At 72.2% G+C, this 15,458-nt stretch carries 19 protein-coding genes; 14 read left to right on the forward strand and 5 right to left on the reverse strand.

The features are described from left to right. Positions 1-20 precede the first annotated feature (20 nt). The 10 genes from ACUP6Y_RS04805 (at position 21) to ACUP6Y_RS04850 (ending at position 10,516) form a co-directional block, all read left to right on the forward strand. A complete protein-coding gene (locus ACUP6Y_RS04805) occupies positions 21-806 on the forward strand; it encodes a HoxN/HupN/NixA family nickel/cobalt transporter (protein ID WP_462554502.1) in 786 nt (261 codons plus the stop codon). Continuing rightward, positions 803-1,468 carry a hypothetical protein gene (locus ACUP6Y_RS04810; protein WP_462554503.1) on the forward strand — a complete coding sequence of 222 codons (666 nt, stop codon included), beginning with the start codon at positions 803-805 and terminating at the stop codon, positions 1,466-1,468. Before ACUP6Y_RS04805 ends, ACUP6Y_RS04810 begins: the two co-directional genes overlap by 4 nt. Before the next feature lie 11 nt (positions 1,469-1,479). Beyond that, the gene (locus ACUP6Y_RS04815; protein WP_462554504.1) at positions 1,480-5,973 is read left to right on the forward strand and encodes a LamG-like jellyroll fold domain-containing protein; all 4,494 of its coding nucleotides are present in this window, start codon (positions 1,480-1,482) and stop codon (positions 5,971-5,973) included. A 135-nt stretch (positions 5,974-6,108) separates the two neighbouring features. Beyond that, positions 6,109-6,189 (forward strand): putative leader peptide, encoded by an 81-nt coding sequence (locus tag ACUP6Y_RS04820; protein WP_372449664.1) that lies wholly within the window; start codon positions 6,109-6,111, stop codon positions 6,187-6,189. 164 nt (positions 6,190-6,353) lie between these two features. Next, the gene (locus ACUP6Y_RS04825; RefSeq protein ID WP_462554505.1) at positions 6,354-7,217 is read left to right on the forward strand and encodes a sulfurtransferase; all 864 of its coding nucleotides are present in this window, start codon (positions 6,354-6,356) and stop codon (positions 7,215-7,217) included. Next, positions 7,217-7,525, forward strand: a complete 309-nt coding sequence (locus tag ACUP6Y_RS04830) for a DUF1416 domain-containing protein (RefSeq protein ID WP_462554506.1) — start codon at positions 7,217-7,219, stop codon at positions 7,523-7,525. Before ACUP6Y_RS04825 ends, ACUP6Y_RS04830 begins: the two co-directional genes overlap by 1 nt. Before the next feature lie 77 nt (positions 7,526-7,602). Further along, positions 7,603-8,031, forward strand: a complete 429-nt coding sequence (locus ACUP6Y_RS04835) for a TlpA family protein disulfide reductase (protein WP_462554508.1) — start codon at positions 7,603-7,605, stop codon at positions 8,029-8,031. Further along, the gene (locus ACUP6Y_RS04840) at positions 8,031-8,489 is read left to right on the forward strand and encodes a DUF4395 domain-containing protein (protein WP_462554509.1); all 459 of its coding nucleotides are present in this window, start codon (positions 8,031-8,033) and stop codon (positions 8,487-8,489) included. The genes ACUP6Y_RS04835 and ACUP6Y_RS04840 overlap by 1 nt, the downstream gene beginning before the upstream one ends. Positions 8,490-8,540: 51 nt before the next feature. Next, positions 8,541-9,530, forward strand: coding sequence for a GDP-mannose 4,6-dehydratase (gene gmd / locus ACUP6Y_RS04845; RefSeq protein WP_462554510.1), 990 nt, complete (start codon positions 8,541-8,543; stop codon positions 9,528-9,530). A gap of 2 nt (positions 9,531-9,532) precedes the next feature. Further along, the gene (locus ACUP6Y_RS04850; protein ID WP_462554511.1) at positions 9,533-10,516 is read left to right on the forward strand and encodes a GDP-mannose 4,6-dehydratase; all 984 of its coding nucleotides are present in this window, start codon (positions 9,533-9,535) and stop codon (positions 10,514-10,516) included. Here ACUP6Y_RS04850 and dtd read toward each other — a convergent pair. From dtd to ACUP6Y_RS04875, 5 genes are all read right to left on the reverse strand, one after another. Then, entirely contained in the window at positions 10,491-10,919 is a 429-nt protein-coding gene (gene dtd, locus ACUP6Y_RS04855) for a D-aminoacyl-tRNA deacylase (RefSeq protein ID WP_462554512.1), read from the reverse strand. The two genes, ACUP6Y_RS04850 and dtd, sit on opposite strands and share 26 nt — an antisense overlap. Before the next feature lie 10 nt (positions 10,920-10,929). Continuing rightward, positions 10,930-11,784, reverse strand: a complete 855-nt coding sequence (locus ACUP6Y_RS04860) for an SGNH/GDSL hydrolase family protein (RefSeq protein WP_462554513.1) — start codon at positions 11,782-11,784, stop codon at positions 10,930-10,932. A 25-nt stretch (positions 11,785-11,809) separates the two neighbouring features. Further along, on the reverse strand, positions 11,810-12,172 hold the full coding sequence (locus tag ACUP6Y_RS04865) for a DsrE family protein (RefSeq protein ID WP_462554514.1): 363 nt from the start codon (positions 12,170-12,172) through the stop codon (positions 11,810-11,812). Between the two features lie 210 nt (positions 12,173-12,382). Beyond that, on the reverse strand, positions 12,383-12,553 hold the full coding sequence (locus ACUP6Y_RS04870; protein WP_462554515.1) for a hypothetical protein: 171 nt from the start codon (positions 12,551-12,553) through the stop codon (positions 12,383-12,385). Positions 12,554-12,591: 38 nt separating this feature from the next. Beyond that, positions 12,592-12,909: a hypothetical protein gene (locus tag ACUP6Y_RS04875; protein ID WP_462554516.1), complete on the reverse strand. Its 318-nt coding sequence runs from the start codon at positions 12,907-12,909 to the stop codon at positions 12,592-12,594. 125 nt (positions 12,910-13,034) lie between these two features. Here ACUP6Y_RS04875 and ACUP6Y_RS04880 point away from each other — a divergent pair, with 125 nt between their 5' ends. The 4 genes from ACUP6Y_RS04880 to ygfZ are packed head-to-tail and all read left to right on the forward strand — an operon-like array spanning position 13,035 to position 15,361. Next, on the forward strand, positions 13,035-13,529 hold the full coding sequence (locus ACUP6Y_RS04880) for a heme-binding beta-barrel domain-containing protein (protein ID WP_462554517.1): 495 nt from the start codon (positions 13,035-13,037) through the stop codon (positions 13,527-13,529). After that, positions 13,522-13,947: a Fur family transcriptional regulator gene (locus ACUP6Y_RS04885; protein ID WP_462554518.1), complete on the forward strand. Its 426-nt coding sequence runs from the start codon at positions 13,522-13,524 to the stop codon at positions 13,945-13,947. Before ACUP6Y_RS04880 ends, ACUP6Y_RS04885 begins: the two co-directional genes overlap by 8 nt. Next, positions 13,944-14,411, forward strand: coding sequence for an adenylyltransferase/cytidyltransferase family protein (locus ACUP6Y_RS04890; protein ID WP_462554519.1), 468 nt, complete (start codon positions 13,944-13,946; stop codon positions 14,409-14,411). The genes ACUP6Y_RS04885 and ACUP6Y_RS04890 overlap by 4 nt, the downstream gene beginning before the upstream one ends. Further along, a complete protein-coding gene (ygfZ, locus tag ACUP6Y_RS04895; protein ID WP_462554520.1) occupies positions 14,408-15,361 on the forward strand; it encodes a CAF17-like 4Fe-4S cluster assembly/insertion protein YgfZ in 954 nt (317 codons plus the stop codon). Before ACUP6Y_RS04890 ends, ygfZ begins: the two co-directional genes overlap by 4 nt. Positions 15,362-15,458 lie beyond the last annotated feature (97 nt).

A 15,458-nucleotide genomic window follows, 5' to 3' on the forward strand; every position in this document is an offset into this window, starting at 1 on the left:
CGGCGTGAGCATGACTGCCCGTGCCCTCCCTCGACGACCGCCTGGTCGACCTCGTCGGCGCGCCCGGCTTCGTGCCTGTCGCGTTCCTGCTCGCCTTCGCGGCCGGTGCCGCGCACGCCGTCGGTCCCGGCCACGGCAAGAGCCTGGCGGCGGCGTACCTCGTGGGGGCGGACGGCAAGGTCCGCGACGCCGCCTGGCTCGGCGCCTCGGTCGCGCTCATGCACACCGTGTCGGTGCTCGTCGTCGCCGTCGCCTGGACCTTCCTCTCGCTCTCGGACCTGCTCTCGCTCGAGCGGCTGACCAGCGGGCTGCAGCTGGCCGCGGGGCTGCTGGTGGTCGGCGTCGGCGGGTGGCTGTTCCGGCGCCACCTGCGCGGCAGCGGCCACGGCCACGGCCACGGACATGGCCACGGGCACGGCCACGGACATGGCCACGGGCGCGGCCACGGGCACGGCCACGGGCACGGTGACGGCCCGAGCCGCCCGGGCCTGGTCCTGCTCGGCATGTCCGGCGGCCTGACCCCGTCACCGGCGGCCTTCCTGGTGCTGGTGACCGGCATCTTCACCGGCCGCTCCGGGTTCGCGCTGCTGCTCGTCATCACCTTCGGCCTGGGCCTGGCCGCGGTGCTGTTCGTGGTGGGCCTGCTGGCCCTGGCCGGGCGCAGCGTCGTGGTCCGGGCCGCGGAGTCGCGCGCGCTGGTCACCGCCGCCACCCGGGTCGCGCCGGTGCTGGCCGCGACCAGCATCACCGTGATCGGCTGCGTGGTCGCCACGTCCGCCGTCGGCCAGCTCGTCGGTGCCTCGTGACCGCGCTCGCCGCGCACCCGTTCGGCGACCCGCAGACCGTCGAGATCTCGGCCGACGCCACGGACCCGGCGCTCGTCCACGTCACCTGGAAGGTCGGCGCGGCGGACGATCTCACGCTGCTCGGCATCAAGCTGCGGGTGCTGCCCGAGGACCGGGTGATGCTCGACGGCGCCATCACCTACGACGACGGGGACGCCGCGCTCGTCCAACGGGCGCCGCAGGTCGAGACCTACCTGCTCGACCACATCGTGGTCCGCTCCGACGGGGAGCAGTGCCCGGGCCGGCTGACGACGTCGGGAGACCTCGTCGCCGACGGCGCCGAGCTGGTGTTCGCCTGCGCCGGCCCGGCCGCGGCCGCGAGCGTCGAGGTCACCACGCTCACCGACCTGCACCCGGCGTACCGGACCCTCGCGACGGGCCCGGACGGCCAGCACCAGGTGTACGGCGTCGACGAGCCCAGCCACGACTGGTCGTTGGGCGGCTCCTCCGCGACCCCCGGCGGCACCGGCAGCAGCGCAGCCCTCCAGATCGGCGGCGTGCTCTGCGCCGCTCTCCTCGTCGCCGTCGCCGGGACCCTCGTGGCCCGGCGCCGGCGTCAGGCACGAGATCGCCCGGACCGGTCCGGGCGATCTCTGACTCCCACCCCCACCCCCCACCCCTGAGGAGAACCGTCGTGCCCGCACGACCGATGCGCAGGCTCCGGCTGCTCGCGACCACCCTGGTCGCCGTGTCCGTGGCCTCGGGTGGCCTGCTGGCCGCCCCGAGCCAGGCCGCCCCACCCGCAGCCCCGACGCTGGTGCCCCAGGCGGCACCCGGCGCCGACCCGGCGCCGACCCCCGACGTCCTCGACGTCTCGTTCGCCGGCGGCGTGCCCACCGACGCCGCCCAGTCGCTGGCGCCGATCACCTACGGCACCCCGACGTACGGGACCGACGCCAAGCAGGGCCCGGTGATGAGCGTCGACGGCGTCGACGACGCGGTCGGCTTCGGTTTCGAGGACCAGTGGCCCAAGCTGACCGGCGGGGTCAGCTTCGAGTGCGTCTTCCGCGTCGACACCGCGATGCCGGTGGTCCGGGAGATGGACCTGTGCTCCGACAAGGAGGCCGGCGGGCTGTCGATGTACGTGACCGGCGGCAACCTCGGCTTCATGGGATACATCGGCGGCGGCTACAAGAGCGCGCTGACCCCGATCGAGGGCAACCGCTGGTACCACGCCGTCGCGACCTGGGACGGCAGCCAGATCAGGCTGTACGTCAACGGCCAGCTGGCCCAGACGACGGCCGCGAGCGGCGCCCTCACCTTCCCGGTGGCGACCGCGCGGCGCTTCATCGTCGGCGCCGACGCCAGCCCGACCGGGATCGGCCAGCCCGCCCCGCCGAGCACCTTCGCTGCGGCCGGCGTCTTCTCCCGGGCGGTCACGGCCGACGAGGTGAAGGCCCTCGCCGGGGAGTGGGACACCGTCGTACCCACCCCGACGGCGGACGTCCTCGACGTCGACTTCGCCGACGGCACCCCGACCGAGCGGGTCCGCGGACTGGAGGTGACGACCTTCGGCAGCCCGCGCATCGCGCACGACCCGGCGCTGGGCCGCGACGTCGCGACCCTCGACGGCACCGCCGCCTACGGCTACGCCCTCACCCCGCACTGGGGCGAGATCAGCAACGCGGTCAGCCTCGAGTGCACCTTCCGCTACACCGGCCCGCTGCCGCCCGCGGCCGAGGTCGACCTGTGCTCGGGCAAGGAGGCCGGCGGCTACTCCATCTACATCAACCAGGACATGGTCGGCCTGATGGCGCACATCGGCGGTGGCTACAAGACGGCACGCGCGACCATCAGCGCGAACCGCTGGTACCACGTCGTCGGCGTGTGGACCGGCACCGAGATCCGGCTGTACGTCGACGGCGAGCTCGCCGCCACCACGCCGGCCACCGGTGCGCTGACCCTGCCCAACGCGACGGCGCGCGCCTGGACCCTCGGCGCGGACTCCTCGCCCAACGGCGGGGCGCAGTTCTATGCGCAGGCCAAGCTGGCCAACGCCCGCATCTACGGCCGCGCGCTGAACGACACCGAGATCAAGGCCCTCGACATCGCCGCCTTCGGCGAGTACCCGGACGCGGCCGTCGCCCTCACCGGGTCCGTGCCGGCGGCGGGCGAGCACCTGTCCGCGCCCGTCGAGCTCGACCTCGACATCGCCAACCAGGACAACGCCACCGGCTGGACCTACCTGCTCGACGGCGAGCCCGTCGCCGTGGGCGACCAGGTGGGCCCGGGCCTGAGGGCGGGCGCGCACACCGTCACCGCCACCGCTGTCGACGTCTTCGGCAAGGAGATCGACTTCGAGATCCCCTTCGAGTCCGACACCATCCCCACCGGCGGCGGTACCGACGCCGGCGAGGGCAAGGGCGTCGTCCAGCTCTCCGCGATCGCGACCAGCCCCGACGGCGGCGACGTCACCACCACCTTCCGCGCGGCCACGGCGACCGTCGCCGACGGCGGGGTCCAGGGCGTGGTGAAGCAGGTCCCGACGACCCTCGAGTTCGACCACGAGGACGAGCAGCCGATCACCGGCCGCCTCGTCCCCGACGACGGCGACGCGAAGGCCAGCGCCACCAGCGGGGACCTCCCGTTCCAGCGCTTCGACGTCGAGGTCGGCCCGGCGCTCACCGGTCAGCAGGTCGTGTGGAAGGGCGTGGTCGACCCGGAGCGGTCGGTCACCCTGCGCGCCTGGAACACCGAGACCTCGCGGTGGGTGGAGCTCGCCACGGCGCGCGGCGTCCAGGACGGCGACACCGTCCTCAACGCCGTCGTGCGCCCGGCGATGGTCGACGAGGGCACCGTCCACCTGCTGGTGCTCGGCACCGACCCGTTCGCCGACGACCTCGCCCCGCGCGACGCGAAGGCAGCCGACGACAAGGACGGCTTCGAGAAGCTGGAGGACTACGACTTCTCGCTGGCCCACTTCACCGACACCCAGTACCTCGCCGAGGGCGCTGCCGGAGGCACGTACGACGACTGGGACGGCGTGGCCGAGCCGGCCGATCTGATGAAGGCCGAGGAGCAGGCGATCTGGGCGAAGGCATATGAGGCGACCACCGACTGGATCGCCGAGCAGGCGGGGCCCCGCAAGATCGCGTGGGCCGGGCACACCGGCGACGTGATCGAGAACGACTACTACGACCCGCTCGCCACCAACGGCTCCGGCGACCTGCTCTACCCGGGCCTGGACGCGCAGGTCACCCGGGAGTTCGAGTTCACCTCCGGCGCCCAGGCCACGCTCGACGGCTCCGGCATCCCCAACCAGGTGATCGCGGGCAACCACGACAACCAGCTCGGCAACGAGACCGGTCCGACCTCGCGGTTCAACCAGTACTACGGGCCGGGGCGCTACTACGCCGCCGCGCAGTCGTGGCCGCAGGGCGCGTCGTACCACGCGTGGGACGAGACGACCGACAGCCAGGGCGCGGTCAGCACGCCCGGCCAGGACAACCAGAACAACTACGTCCTGTTCTCCGCCGGCGGCCTCGACTTCGTCGCGGTCGGCCTGTCGTACGGCGTCACGCAGGCGGAGGCGGACTGGGCGAGCTCGGTGTTCGCGCGCTACCCCGACCGCAACGGCATCCTGCTGACCCACGCCTACCTCGCTCCGTCGACGGCCCCCGACGGCCGCGGCGCGAGCTTCTCCGGTGACGGCTCGAAGCTCTACGACGAGGTGGTCAGCGCCAACCCGAACGTCTTCTTGATCCTCGCCGGCCACGAGCACGGCGTCGGGACCAACCTGAAGACGGGCGTCGGCGCGACGGTGCAGCACAACGTCGTCGAGCTGCTGGCGGACTACCAGTTCTACAAGGTGTCCGCGGGCGAGCTGTGGCCCGAGAAGGTCGACAGCTCCGGCAACATCGACCTCGACGGCGACGGCGTCACCGACCACAAGGCGAGCGACCTGCTCCAGTTCGGCGCCAGCTGGCTGCGGCTGCTGCAGTTCGACGTCGACCGTGCCGAGGTCAGCATCGACACCTACTCGCCGCACTTCGACGACTTCGGGGCGACCGAGTACGACGACCGCAACCGCTACAACAGCGCCGAGGACAACCTGACCCTGCCGGTCGACCTGTCCAGCCGCACCACGACCTTCGCCACGGACGGCCTGACGGTGGTCACCCCCACCGACGAGGTGATCGGCGTGCAGAAGGCGAGGTCGGGCTGGCCGGCGAGCGTGACGTGGACGGGCCTGACCGAGGGTGAGGTCTACGCGTGGACGGCCCAGAGCAGCACCGAGTCGGGTGAGCGGATCGGCGCGATCCGCCAGTTCGGCACGGTGTTCCGCGCCACGGCCGCCGGCACCGACGTGACGGCGCCGAGGATCGAGGTGCCGGAGGAGACGACGGTGACGGTCGGGAAGACCTTCGACCCGCTCGCCGGCGTGAGCGCGACCGACGACACCGACGGTGACCTCACCGCCGAGGTCGACGTGGTCGGCGAGGTCGACGTCGACAAGGCCGGCAGCTACGCGCTGACCTACCTGGTGGCCGACAAGAACGGCAACCAGGCGATCGCCTCGCGGGTGGTCCGGGTCGTCGAGCCGGTCGACTCCCGTGCCGACACGTCGCTCACGGTGGCCACCACGTCGGCGACCTTCGGGACCGACCTGACGCTGACCGCGCAGGTCGGACCGACCGGGGCCACCGGCCAGGTCCGCTTCCTCAACGGCGAGGACGTGCTGTGCGAGGCGAGTGTCTCGGGCGGAGTCGCGACCTGCGTCGTGCGCACGCTGCCGCCGCCGGGCGACTACGTGATCACGGCGGTCTACGACGGTGACGACGCCCACCGCGAGTCGCAGCGCTCCTTCGTGCTGAAGGTCGGGCAGCCCCCGGTCGCCGGGCCGCCGGCCAAGGCCGACCCGCTGCTGTCGGCGAAGGCCAAGAGGTCCACGGTCGCGCGCAACGAGGCGGCCGTGCTCAAGGCGAGGCTCGCTCCCGGCGCCACCGGGAAGATCAAGTTCAAGAGCGGCGGCAGGTTGCTGTGCGTCGCGAAGATCCGAGCGAACGGGGTCGCGAAGTGCAAGGCCCCCAAGGCCCTCAAGCGCGGCACCCACGAGGTCAAGGCCACCTACGCGGGCTCCGCGGCGTACCTGCCGGCGAAGGCGGTGTTCACCTTCCGCAAGCGCTGATCACAGCCTGACCGCGACCGCCGTCCGGCGGGGCCACCCGGTCCCGCCGGACGGCAGTCTCAATATTTGGATAGCCGTCTCGCCATTCGAGAAGCCGAGTTCGTGGATCGCGGAAAGCCGCCTAGGCTCTGTCTCATGTCGACGACCCTGCTGCTGACCAAGCGGCGCGCGGTGGACAACTGCCGCGTCAGCTCGGCGCTGTGTCGACCCTGCTGACGGGTCTCTGAGTCTCCCCGGCTCCTGCCGGCTCACCCGTCGTCTCCGTGGCGCTCTCGCGCGCCCAGGCGTCGTCCTGTGCGCTCGTCGTGCTGCTCGTCCCGAGCAGGCGCCGCAGCATCGTCCGTCGTACCGCACCATCGCAACCACCAGAAGGAATCACCATGAGCCGCGACAATTCGCTCGTCTCCACCCAGTGGGTCGAGGACAACCTCGGCACCGACAAGGTCGTCGTCATCGAGGTCGACGAGGACACCACGGCCTACGACAAGGGTCACATCAAGGGCGCCATCAAGCTCGACTGGACCACCGACCTGCAGGACCAGGTTCGTCGCGACTTCGTCAACAAGGAGCAGTTCGAGGCGCTCCTGTCCGAGCGCGGCGTCGCCAACGACGACACCGTGATCCTCTACGGCGGCAACAACAACTGGTTCGCCGCCTACGCCTACTGGTACTTCAAGCTGTACGGCCACCAGGACGTCAAGCTGATGGACGGCGGCCGCAAGAAGTGGGAGCTCGACAGCCGCGAGCTGACCGACGAGCTGCCGCAGCGCGCCGCGACGACGTACACCGCCCAGGAGCAGGACCGCTCCATCCGCGCCTTCCGTGACGACGTCGTGGCCGCCATCGGCGCCCAGAACCTGGTCGACGTGCGCAGCCCCGACGAGTACGCCGGCCGCCTCCTCGCCCCGGCCCACCTCCCGCAGGAGCAGTCGCAGCGCGCCGGCCACATCCCGACCTCGGTCAACGTCCCGTGGAGCAAGAACGCCAACGACGACGGCACCTTCAAGTCCGACGAGGACCTGCAGGCGCTGTACGCCGAGGTCGGCTTCGACGAGGACAAGGACACCATCGCGCTGTGCCGCATCGGTGAGCGCTCCTCGCTGACCTGGTTCGTGCTGCAGGAGCTGCTCGGCAAGAAGAACGTCAAGAACTACGACGGCTCGTGGACCGAGTACGGCTCGCTGGTCGGCGTTCCGATCGCGCTCGGCGACGAGCCCGGACTGGCTGACGGGACCCGGGCCTGATGTGCGGCGCGAAGGTCGGCGGCCTCTCGCTTGACGGCGTCAACGTCGCCAAGGAGGCCGTGATCCAGGGTCAGGTCGTGCGCGGCAGCGGCGACGCCGCCACCCCGGTGGCCAGCGCCTACGTCCGCCTGCTCGACCAGACCGGCGAGTTCACCGCGGAGGTCCCCACCTCCGCGACCGGCCACTTCCGGTTCTTCGCCGGCGACGGCCAGTGGACGCTGCGCACCCTGGCCCCCAAGGCCGACCCGGTCGACCGCGTCGTGCAGGCGCAGACCGGCTCGGTGGCCGAGGTCCTGATCTCGCTCTGAGGCCCCTGCGAGGCTGTGATGTACGTCGGCGGCGGCTCCCGGAATCCGGGGGCCGCCGTCGTGGTTGAAGGAGAGTTGTGAACCCCGGACTCGTGCTGCTCCTGATCGCCGTCGTCGTCGCGGTCGGCTTCGGGCTGCACCGCCGCCGTACCGACGGCAGCTTCGCGGCCGCCCCCGCCGTCGGCGCCGCGTGGTCGAGCGTCACCGCCTCCGTGCCCGACGCCGAGCTGGGGGAGCGGGCCACGCTGCTCCAGTTCTCCAGCGCCTTCTGCGCCCCGTGCCGCACCACCCGCGTGGTGCTCGCCGACGTCGCCGGCAAGGTCGACGGCGTCGTCCACGTCGAGATCGACGCCGAGGAGCACCTCGACCTGGTCCGCGCGCTCGACGTGCGCCGTACGCCGACCACGCTGGTGCTCGACGGCGACGGCCACGAGCTCACCCGGGCCGCCGGCGCCCCGCGCCGCGAGCAGGTCCTCGCCGCCCTCCCCGCGCTCCAGGAGTCCTGATGACCGCCACCACCCCCGCCGGCACGACCGCCGGCATCGACCCCCGCGGCCCGCGCTTCACCGCCGCGATCACCCTCGTCGTCTTCGCCGTCGCGCTGCTGCTCTCCGACGCCGCGCCCGGCGTCGCCGCCGTGCTGACCGGCGTCCAGGCGGTGCTCTTCGCGATCGGCGCGGGGCTCGGCGTCCACCGCACGCCGACGGGCCTGCTCTTCCGGCGCCTGGTCCGCCCCCGCCTCGCCGCCCCCGACCACCTCGAGGACCCGGCTCCGCCGCGCTTCGCCCAAGGTGTCGGCCTGGTCTTCGCGGTCGTCGCGACGATCGGCTTCGCCACCGGCGCCGTGCTCCTCGGCCAGGTCTTCGCCGCGTTCGCGTTCGTCGCCGCCTTCCTCAACGCGGTGTTCGCGTTCTGCCTGGGCTGCGAGATGTACCTGCTGGGGCTGCGGCTGACCCGCGGCTGACCCGCGGCTGAGGCTCGGCTGCGTGGCCTTTCCCTAGTAGGGTGCGGCCTCGTGGACAAGCGTGCTCTCATCACCGGCATCACCGGCCAGGACGGCTCCTACCTCGCCGAGCTCCTGCTGGCGAAGGGCTACGAGGTCCATGGCCTCGTGCGGCGCCACTCCACCCTGAACCGGAGCCGGATCGACCATCTCGACGACCCGCGCCTGCACCTGCACTACGGCGACCTCACCGACGGCGTGAGCCTGGTCAACCTGGTCCGGCTGATCGAGCCGACCGAGGTCTACAACCTGGGCGCGCAGAGCCACGTCAAGGTCTCCTTCGAGATGCCCGAGTACACCGCCTCCACGGACGCGGTCGGCACCTTGCGCCTCCTCGAGGCGATCCGCGCCTCGGGCATCGAGTGCCGGTTCTACCAGGCGTCGACCTCGGAGATGTTCGGCGCGACGCCGCCGCCCCAGAACGAGTCGACGACCTTCTACCCGCGCTCGCCCTACGGCGCGGCCAAGCTCTACTCCCACTGGGTGACGGTGAACTACCGCGAGGCGTACGACCTGTTCGCGGTCTCCGGCATCTTGTTCAACCACGAGTCGCCGCGGCGCGGCGAGAGCTTCGTGACCCGCAAGATCACCCTCGGCGTCGCCTCGATCAAGCTGGGGATCACCGACCACCTCACCCTCGGGAACCTGGACGCCGTGCGCGACTGGGGCTACGCCAAGGAGTACGTCGAGGGCATGTGGCAGATGCTGCAGCACGACCAGCCCCAGGACTTCGTGCTGGCGACCGGCGTCGGGACGACCGTGCGGCAGTTCTGCGCGTACGCCTTCTCGCACGCCGGGCTCGACTGGGAGGACCACGTCCGCTACGACGCGTCCTACGAGCGCCCCTCGGAGGTGGACGCGCTGATCGGTGACGCGAGCAAGGCGCGCGAGCTGCTGGGCTGGAAGGCGCAGACCGACGTCGAGGGGCTGGCACGGCTGATGGTCGACGCCGATCTGGAGAGCATGGCGCGGCTCGTGCGGCATCGCGCCGAGCGGCCCTGACCTTGACCCGCCGGGTCGCGCTCGTCACCGGGGTGACCGGCCAGGACGGCGTCCATCTCGCGCGGCTGCTGGCCGCGGAGGGCATCCGCGTCGTCGGCACGCACCGGCCGGGATCCGCGGCCGCCGTGGCCATGCGGCCCTACCTGGCGGACGTCGAGCTGGTCGGCCTCGACCTGGCCGACCACGCGGGCTTCGCGTCGCTGGTGCGCGAGGTGCGCCCGGCGGAGGTCTACAACCTGGCCGCGATGTCGTCGGTGGGCGACTCGTGGGGCGACCCGGAGACGGCGCTGGCCCTCAACGGCACGGCCCCCGTGGCGATGCTGCGCGCCCTCGCCGCGGTCCCGGAGGCGCGCTTCTTGCAGGCGGCGTCGGCCGAGCAGTCGGGTACGGCGGCCGGCAGCCCCTACGCGCGCGGCAAGCAGCGCGCCCACGACGCCGTCATCGCGGCGCGCGAGGCGGGCCGGTTCGCCGTCGCGGCGGTGCTCCACATCCACGAGAGCCCGGTACGGCGCCCGCGGTTCGTCGTACGGAAGATCACGCGGGCGGCGGCCGCCATCGCGCTCGGCCGGCAGGAGCGGCTCGCCCTCGGTGCGCTCGACATCGAGCGCGACTGGGGCGCCGCGGCCGACCACGTCCGCGCGATGCGGATGATGATGGGGGCCGATACGCCGGCCGACTACGAGGTCGCGACCGGCGTCGTCACCAGCCTGCGGCGGGTGGTCGAGCTCGCGTTCGGGGCGGCCGGCATCGACGACCCGTGGCCGCTGGTCGACGTCGACGAGGCCCTGGTGCGGCCCGCGGACGCCGCGGTCCTGGCCGGCGATCCGGAGCCGCTGCGCCGGGACCTGGGGTGGGAGCCGCGCCTGGGCATGGCGCAGACGGTCGCCGCGATGGTCGCCGCGGACCGGGAGCGGCTGGTCACCGGCGTCGAGGAGTCGGCGCGCTATCTCGCGCCGGGGCTCAGGGAGTCTCGAGCAGCACCGTGAACGGTCCGTCGTTGACCGAGCTCACCTTCATGTCCGCGCCGAAGACGCCCTTGCGGACAGGCGTCCCGGCCGCTTCCAGCGCGGCGCACACCGCCTCGTAGAGCGGCTCGCTGACCGGGCCGGGGGCGGCCGCGACCCAGGTGGGGCGCCGGCCCTTGCGGGCGTCGCCGTACAGGGTGAACTGGGACACGACGAGCACCGGACCGCCGGTCTCAGCGAGCGAGCGCTCGCCGTCGAGGATGCGCAGGTCCCGGACCTTGCGGGCCGTCCAGGCGACCTCGGCGGCGCCGTCGGAGTGCGTGACGCCGAGGTAGACGAGCAGGCCGGGGGAGTCGATCGCGCCGACCACGACGCCGTCGACCACGACGGAGGCGGAGCTGACCCGCTGGAGGACCGCGCGCATCAGTCGCCCATCAGACCAGGTCGGCGAGCAGGTCGGCGACCATGGCCTGCTCCTCGGCGTACGGGTGCCAGGCGACTCCGCGCCGGCCCTTCGCCGGCGCCGTGCCGGCGATCCACGGGTCGTCGGAGCAGATGTCGTGGCCGCGGCTCGGGGTCGCGGTGTCGAGATAGGTCGCGCCCTTCGCCGCGGCCGCCTCCTCGGCCGAGCGGTTGAGGCCGTCGATGACCCCGCGCACGAGGGGAAGGTCGCCCTCGGCGATGCCGAGCTCGCGGCAGGTCTCGCGTTCCGGGAAGATCGACGGGTAGCCGACGAGGATGATCCTCGCGTCCGGCGCGCGGTCCCGGACGGCGTCGATCGTCGCCGTCAGGCGGTCGGTGATCTGTCCCAGCGCCGCGGCCAGGTCCTCGTCGCCCGCGGCGGCGTCCGCGTCGGTGCAGGGCGTGCCGCCGGGGTCGGTGGTCGCGAGCTGGACGCAGCTGACGAACACCCGCACGGAGATGCCGAGGTCGTTGAAGCCGAGCCCGATCGTCACCAGGTCGGTGTCGGTGTCGACCGCGTCGATCTGCGGTGGCACCTGCTGGCCGAGCACGGCCTGCTCGTCCTCGATCGCCTCCGTCGGTGCGCCCGAGCAGCTGACGTCGGTGAGGTCGAGGCCGGCGTGCTGGGCGAGGCGATGGGGGTAGTTGTTCTTCGAGCGGCCGCAGCCGCGTGGGAAGGCGGCCGAGCCGATGCCCGGCGCCGCCACGTAGGAGTCGCCGAGGGCGACGTACTTCGGCTTGGAGCCGGACTGGTCACAGGCGCCCAGCCCGACCGCCAGCGCGACCGTCAGGGCGGCCGCCAGGAGCGGGGCGGTGGCGCGACGCATGGGAGAACCCTCTCAGAAGGAGTTCTCAGTAGACGAGCGCCTGGACGCCCTCGCCCAGCACTTCCTCGACGAACACCGGCGCCCCCGCGATCCGTACGTCGGCCAGCAGGTCGCCCTCCGTGAGCGCGCGGCGCGCGGCGCACTGCGCGCACACCGTCACCGAGCCCGTGGCCAGGACGGCCTCGATCAGGTCCGGCAGCGGCGTCGCGAGCGGCAGCTCGAGCTCGGCGGCCCGGCCCGGCACGGCCAGCCAGGCGGCCTCGCCGGTCAGCCACAGGGAGACCGGGACGCCCGAGACGGCGGCCGCGCCGGCCACGGTGAAGGCCTGGTTGCAGCGCTCCGGGTCGTCGGCTCCGCAGGTGACCTTGACGACGAGGCTGCGTGACATGGCCCGAGCCTATGCCAGCCACGGATCGAGGCTGAGCCTGGATTCACCGGTCTGCCGCGTAGCGAGCGTCACCAGATGGGTGCGATCGCAAGGCGCGGGCGCGACGGCGGTCTGGTTGCACCATCGAGCGTCCGCAACGCCGCGAGCGTGCCCAGCTGGTGGCGCGCAGTAGCGGCAGATCGGTGAATGCAGGCTGAGTCGGCCGACGCCTCAGTTCCTGAACTCCTCGTCGTACCCGTCCACGTCGTCGGGGAGTCGGATCGCCGCCAGGCGGAAGACCCATTCGTTGAGGGGCTCGCCGAGCTTCCGCGAGACGCGGACGTGGATGCGCGCGGCCTTGATCGAGGCCCTGCTCGGGTTGTCCACCAGCTCGATCTCCATGCGTCCTACCTCCTCCTGTCAGTATGCCAGCCCTGCCGTCAGGGACGCCGGCGCTCGCGCGTGCTCGCGGCCATGGCGGCGTCGGTGGCTCGCATCACGAAACGTTGGTCGGCGTTGTCCAGCAGAGGAGAGTCCTCGAGTGCCTCGAGGATGTCCATCCCCGCGTCCTGGCGCATCTCCTGCTCATCGAGGGCGAGCTCGACGGTCCATCTCAGCATCCGCATGGTCTCCTCCCGCTTGCGCCAACGGTCCAGCTCGACCGCACTCCTGCGGGTGAGCAGATGACCGGCCATTGCGCCCAGGAACGCCGTTCCCGGCGTCAGCATGAGCAGCAGCCAGTTCATGGAGAGCAGCACAGCATCCGAAGGTGATCCGAGGTCGGCACTGCGTCCGGGCCTGTGGACGGAGCAGGTCCGGGTGGGACCTGTGCATGCCCGACGTCACCGCATGCGCCCGTCGGGGCGCACTAGAATCATCGGTCGTGGCCTTCGAACTTCCCGACAACCTGCACCCGAACTGCGGTCCGATCGCGTGGATGCTCGGCACCTGGCGCGGCAACGGCCACGGCGACTACCCGACGATCGAGCCCTTCCAGTTCGGCCAGGAGCTGATCTTCACCCACGACGGGCGGCCGTTCTTCCACTACATGGCGCGGGCGTGGGTCGTCGACGAGAACAACGAGAAGGTCCGCGACGCCGCGATCGAGACCGGCTTCATCCGCGGCGTCGGCGAGGGCCGCTTCGAGATCCTGCTGACCCACAACACGGGCATCGCGGAGATCTGGGAGGGCGAGGCCGACAACGGCAAGTTCGAGTGGACCACCGACGCGGTCGCGCGCACCGAGACCGCCAAGGAGTACGTCGCCGGCAAGCGCCTGTACGGCAACGTCGAGGGCGACCTGCTCTACGCCTTCGACATGGCCGCCATGGGCCAGCCGCTCCAGCCGCACCTGTGGGCGAGGCTCAAGCGTGCCTGACGAGGCCGACTGGCGCGCGGCCCTTCGCGAGAGGGGCTACCGGCTCACGCCCCAGCGCGAGCTGATCCTCGGCGCGGTCGACGAGCTGGGCCACGCCACCCCCGACGAGGTGCTGGCCCACGTCCAGCAGACGGTGAGCACGATCAACGCGTCCACCGTCTACCGCACGCTGGAGGTGCTCGAGGAGCTGGGCCTGATCCGGCACGCCCACCTGTCGGACCGCGCCGCGACGTACCACTCGACCCGGGGGCACACCCACTTCCACCTCGTGTGCCGCGGCTGCGGCGAGGTGATCTCGGTCGACGAGGAGGAGGCGGCGCCGTTCGTGGCGGCCCTGACCACCCGCGGCTTCGTCCCCGACCTCGGCCACCTGACCGTCTTCGGGCGCTGCGCCCGCTGTGAAGGAGCGACCTCGTGACCACCGTGCTGACCTACGGCACCTTCGACCTGTTCCACATCGGTCACCTGCGCCTGATCGAGCGCCTGGCCGCGTTGGGCGACCGGCTGATCGTCGGCGTGTCCACCGACGAGTTCAACGCCGGCAAGGGCAAGCGGTCCGTCGTCTCGTACGACGACCGCGCGGCCATCGTGGGCGCCATCAAGGGCGTCGACCTGGTCCTCCCGGAGCGGTCCTGGGACCAGAAGCGCTCCGACGTCGTCGAGCACGGCGTCGACCTGTTCGTGATGGGCGACGACTGGGCCGGGAAGTTCGACGACCTCGGCGACGTTTGCGAGGTGAGGTACCTGCCACGCACCTCGGGTGTGTCGAGCACCGAGATCAAGGAGATGCTCCGTACGCTCGACCCGGCACACATCGAGGAGATGCAGACAGCCCTCGGCACCCTGACCCGACTCCTCGAACACTACCGGGACCTGACATGACCTCCCCCCTTCTCCAGCTCCCCGGCGCCGTCGCCGGCGAGGGCATCGACGCGGCCGTCGCGGCCCACTACGGCAGCCTGTACGGCGAGCAGCGGGCCCTCGCGGCCGGCGACGGCTTCGTCGACCTGTCCCACCGCGACGTGCTCCGGGTCGCCGGCCCCGACCGGCTGACCTGGCTGCACTCGCTGACCACCCAGTACTTCGAGGGACTCGAGCCGGGGCAGTGGGTCTCCGCGCTCGTCCTCTCGCCCCAGGGACACGTCGAGCACGCCTTCGCCGGCGTCGACGACGGCGAGGCGTTCACCGCCCACACCGAGCCCGGCCGCGGGGCGGCCCTGATCGGGTTCCTGGAGCGGATGCGCTTCATGATGCGCGTCGAGATCACCGACGCGACCGGCGACCTCGCCGTCGCCTGGCGCCCGGCCGGTGAGGGACGCTACGACCTGGTGCCCCGCGACCAGCTGGCGTCGTACGCCGAGGCGGCGGGGCCGGCCGCGGGCCTGTGGGCCTTCGAGGCGCTGCGCATCGAGCGCGGCGAGCCGCGCTTCGGCATCGACACCGACGAGCGCACCATCCCCAACGAGGTCGGGTGGATCGTGGACCGGCCGTGGGGCGCCGTCCACCTGGACAAGGGGTGCTATCGCGGCCAGGAGACGGTCGCTCGGGTCCACAACCTGGGCCGCCCGCCCCGGCGGCTGACCCTGCTCCACCTCGACGGGTCCGAGAACCGGCTCCCGGCGCCCGGCACCGAGGTGCTGCCCGAGGGCGGTGGTCGCGCGGCCGGCTTCGTCGGCTCCTCGGCCCGCCACCACGAGCTCGGCCCGATCGCGCTGGCGCTGCTCAAGCGCAACACCGACGTCGCCGCGCCTCTCGTCGTCGACGGCCTGCCGGCCGCCCAGGAGGTCGTGGTCGACCCCGAGGTGGGCCTGCACTTCCGTCCCGGGCGCTGAGACGGTCGGTGGTCCTCTTTTTGGAGGACCACCTCCGGTGCGGTCAGGCGGGATTGTCCTCGCCGGAAACCTCCTTGTCACCGGAGTGTCACGGCTT

The sequence above is a fragment of the Nocardioides sp. S5-5 genome (assembly GCF_054954065.1).

Coding starts and splice junctions, on each gene's coding strand:
- ACUP6Y_RS04820 (WP_372449664.1), top strand. CDS start 6,109: ATGTCGACGACCCTGCTGCTGACCAAGCGGCGCGCGGTGGACAACTGC.
- ACUP6Y_RS04825 (WP_462554505.1), top strand. CDS start 6,354: ATGAGCCGCGACAATTCGCTCGTCTCCACCCAGTGGGTCGAGGACAAC.
- ACUP6Y_RS04830 (WP_462554506.1), top strand. CDS start 7,217: ATGTGCGGCGCGAAGGTCGGCGGCCTCTCGCTTGACGGCGTCAACGTC.
- ACUP6Y_RS04840 (WP_462554509.1), top strand. CDS start 8,031: ATGACCGCCACCACCCCCGCCGGCACGACCGCCGGCATCGACCCCCGC.
- dtd (WP_462554512.1), bottom strand. CDS start 10,919: ATGCGCGCGGTCCTCCAGCGGGTCAGCTCCGCCTCCGTCGTGGTCGAC.
- ACUP6Y_RS04860 (WP_462554513.1), bottom strand. CDS start 11,784: ATGCGTCGCGCCACCGCCCCGCTCCTGGCGGCCGCCCTGACGGTCGCG.
- ACUP6Y_RS04865 (WP_462554514.1), bottom strand. CDS start 12,172: ATGTCACGCAGCCTCGTCGTCAAGGTCACCTGCGGAGCCGACGACCCG.
- ACUP6Y_RS04870 (WP_462554515.1), bottom strand. CDS start 12,553: ATGGAGATCGAGCTGGTGGACAACCCGAGCAGGGCCTCGATCAAGGCC.
- ygfZ (WP_462554520.1), top strand. CDS start 14,408: ATGACCTCCCCCCTTCTCCAGCTCCCCGGCGCCGTCGCCGGCGAGGGC.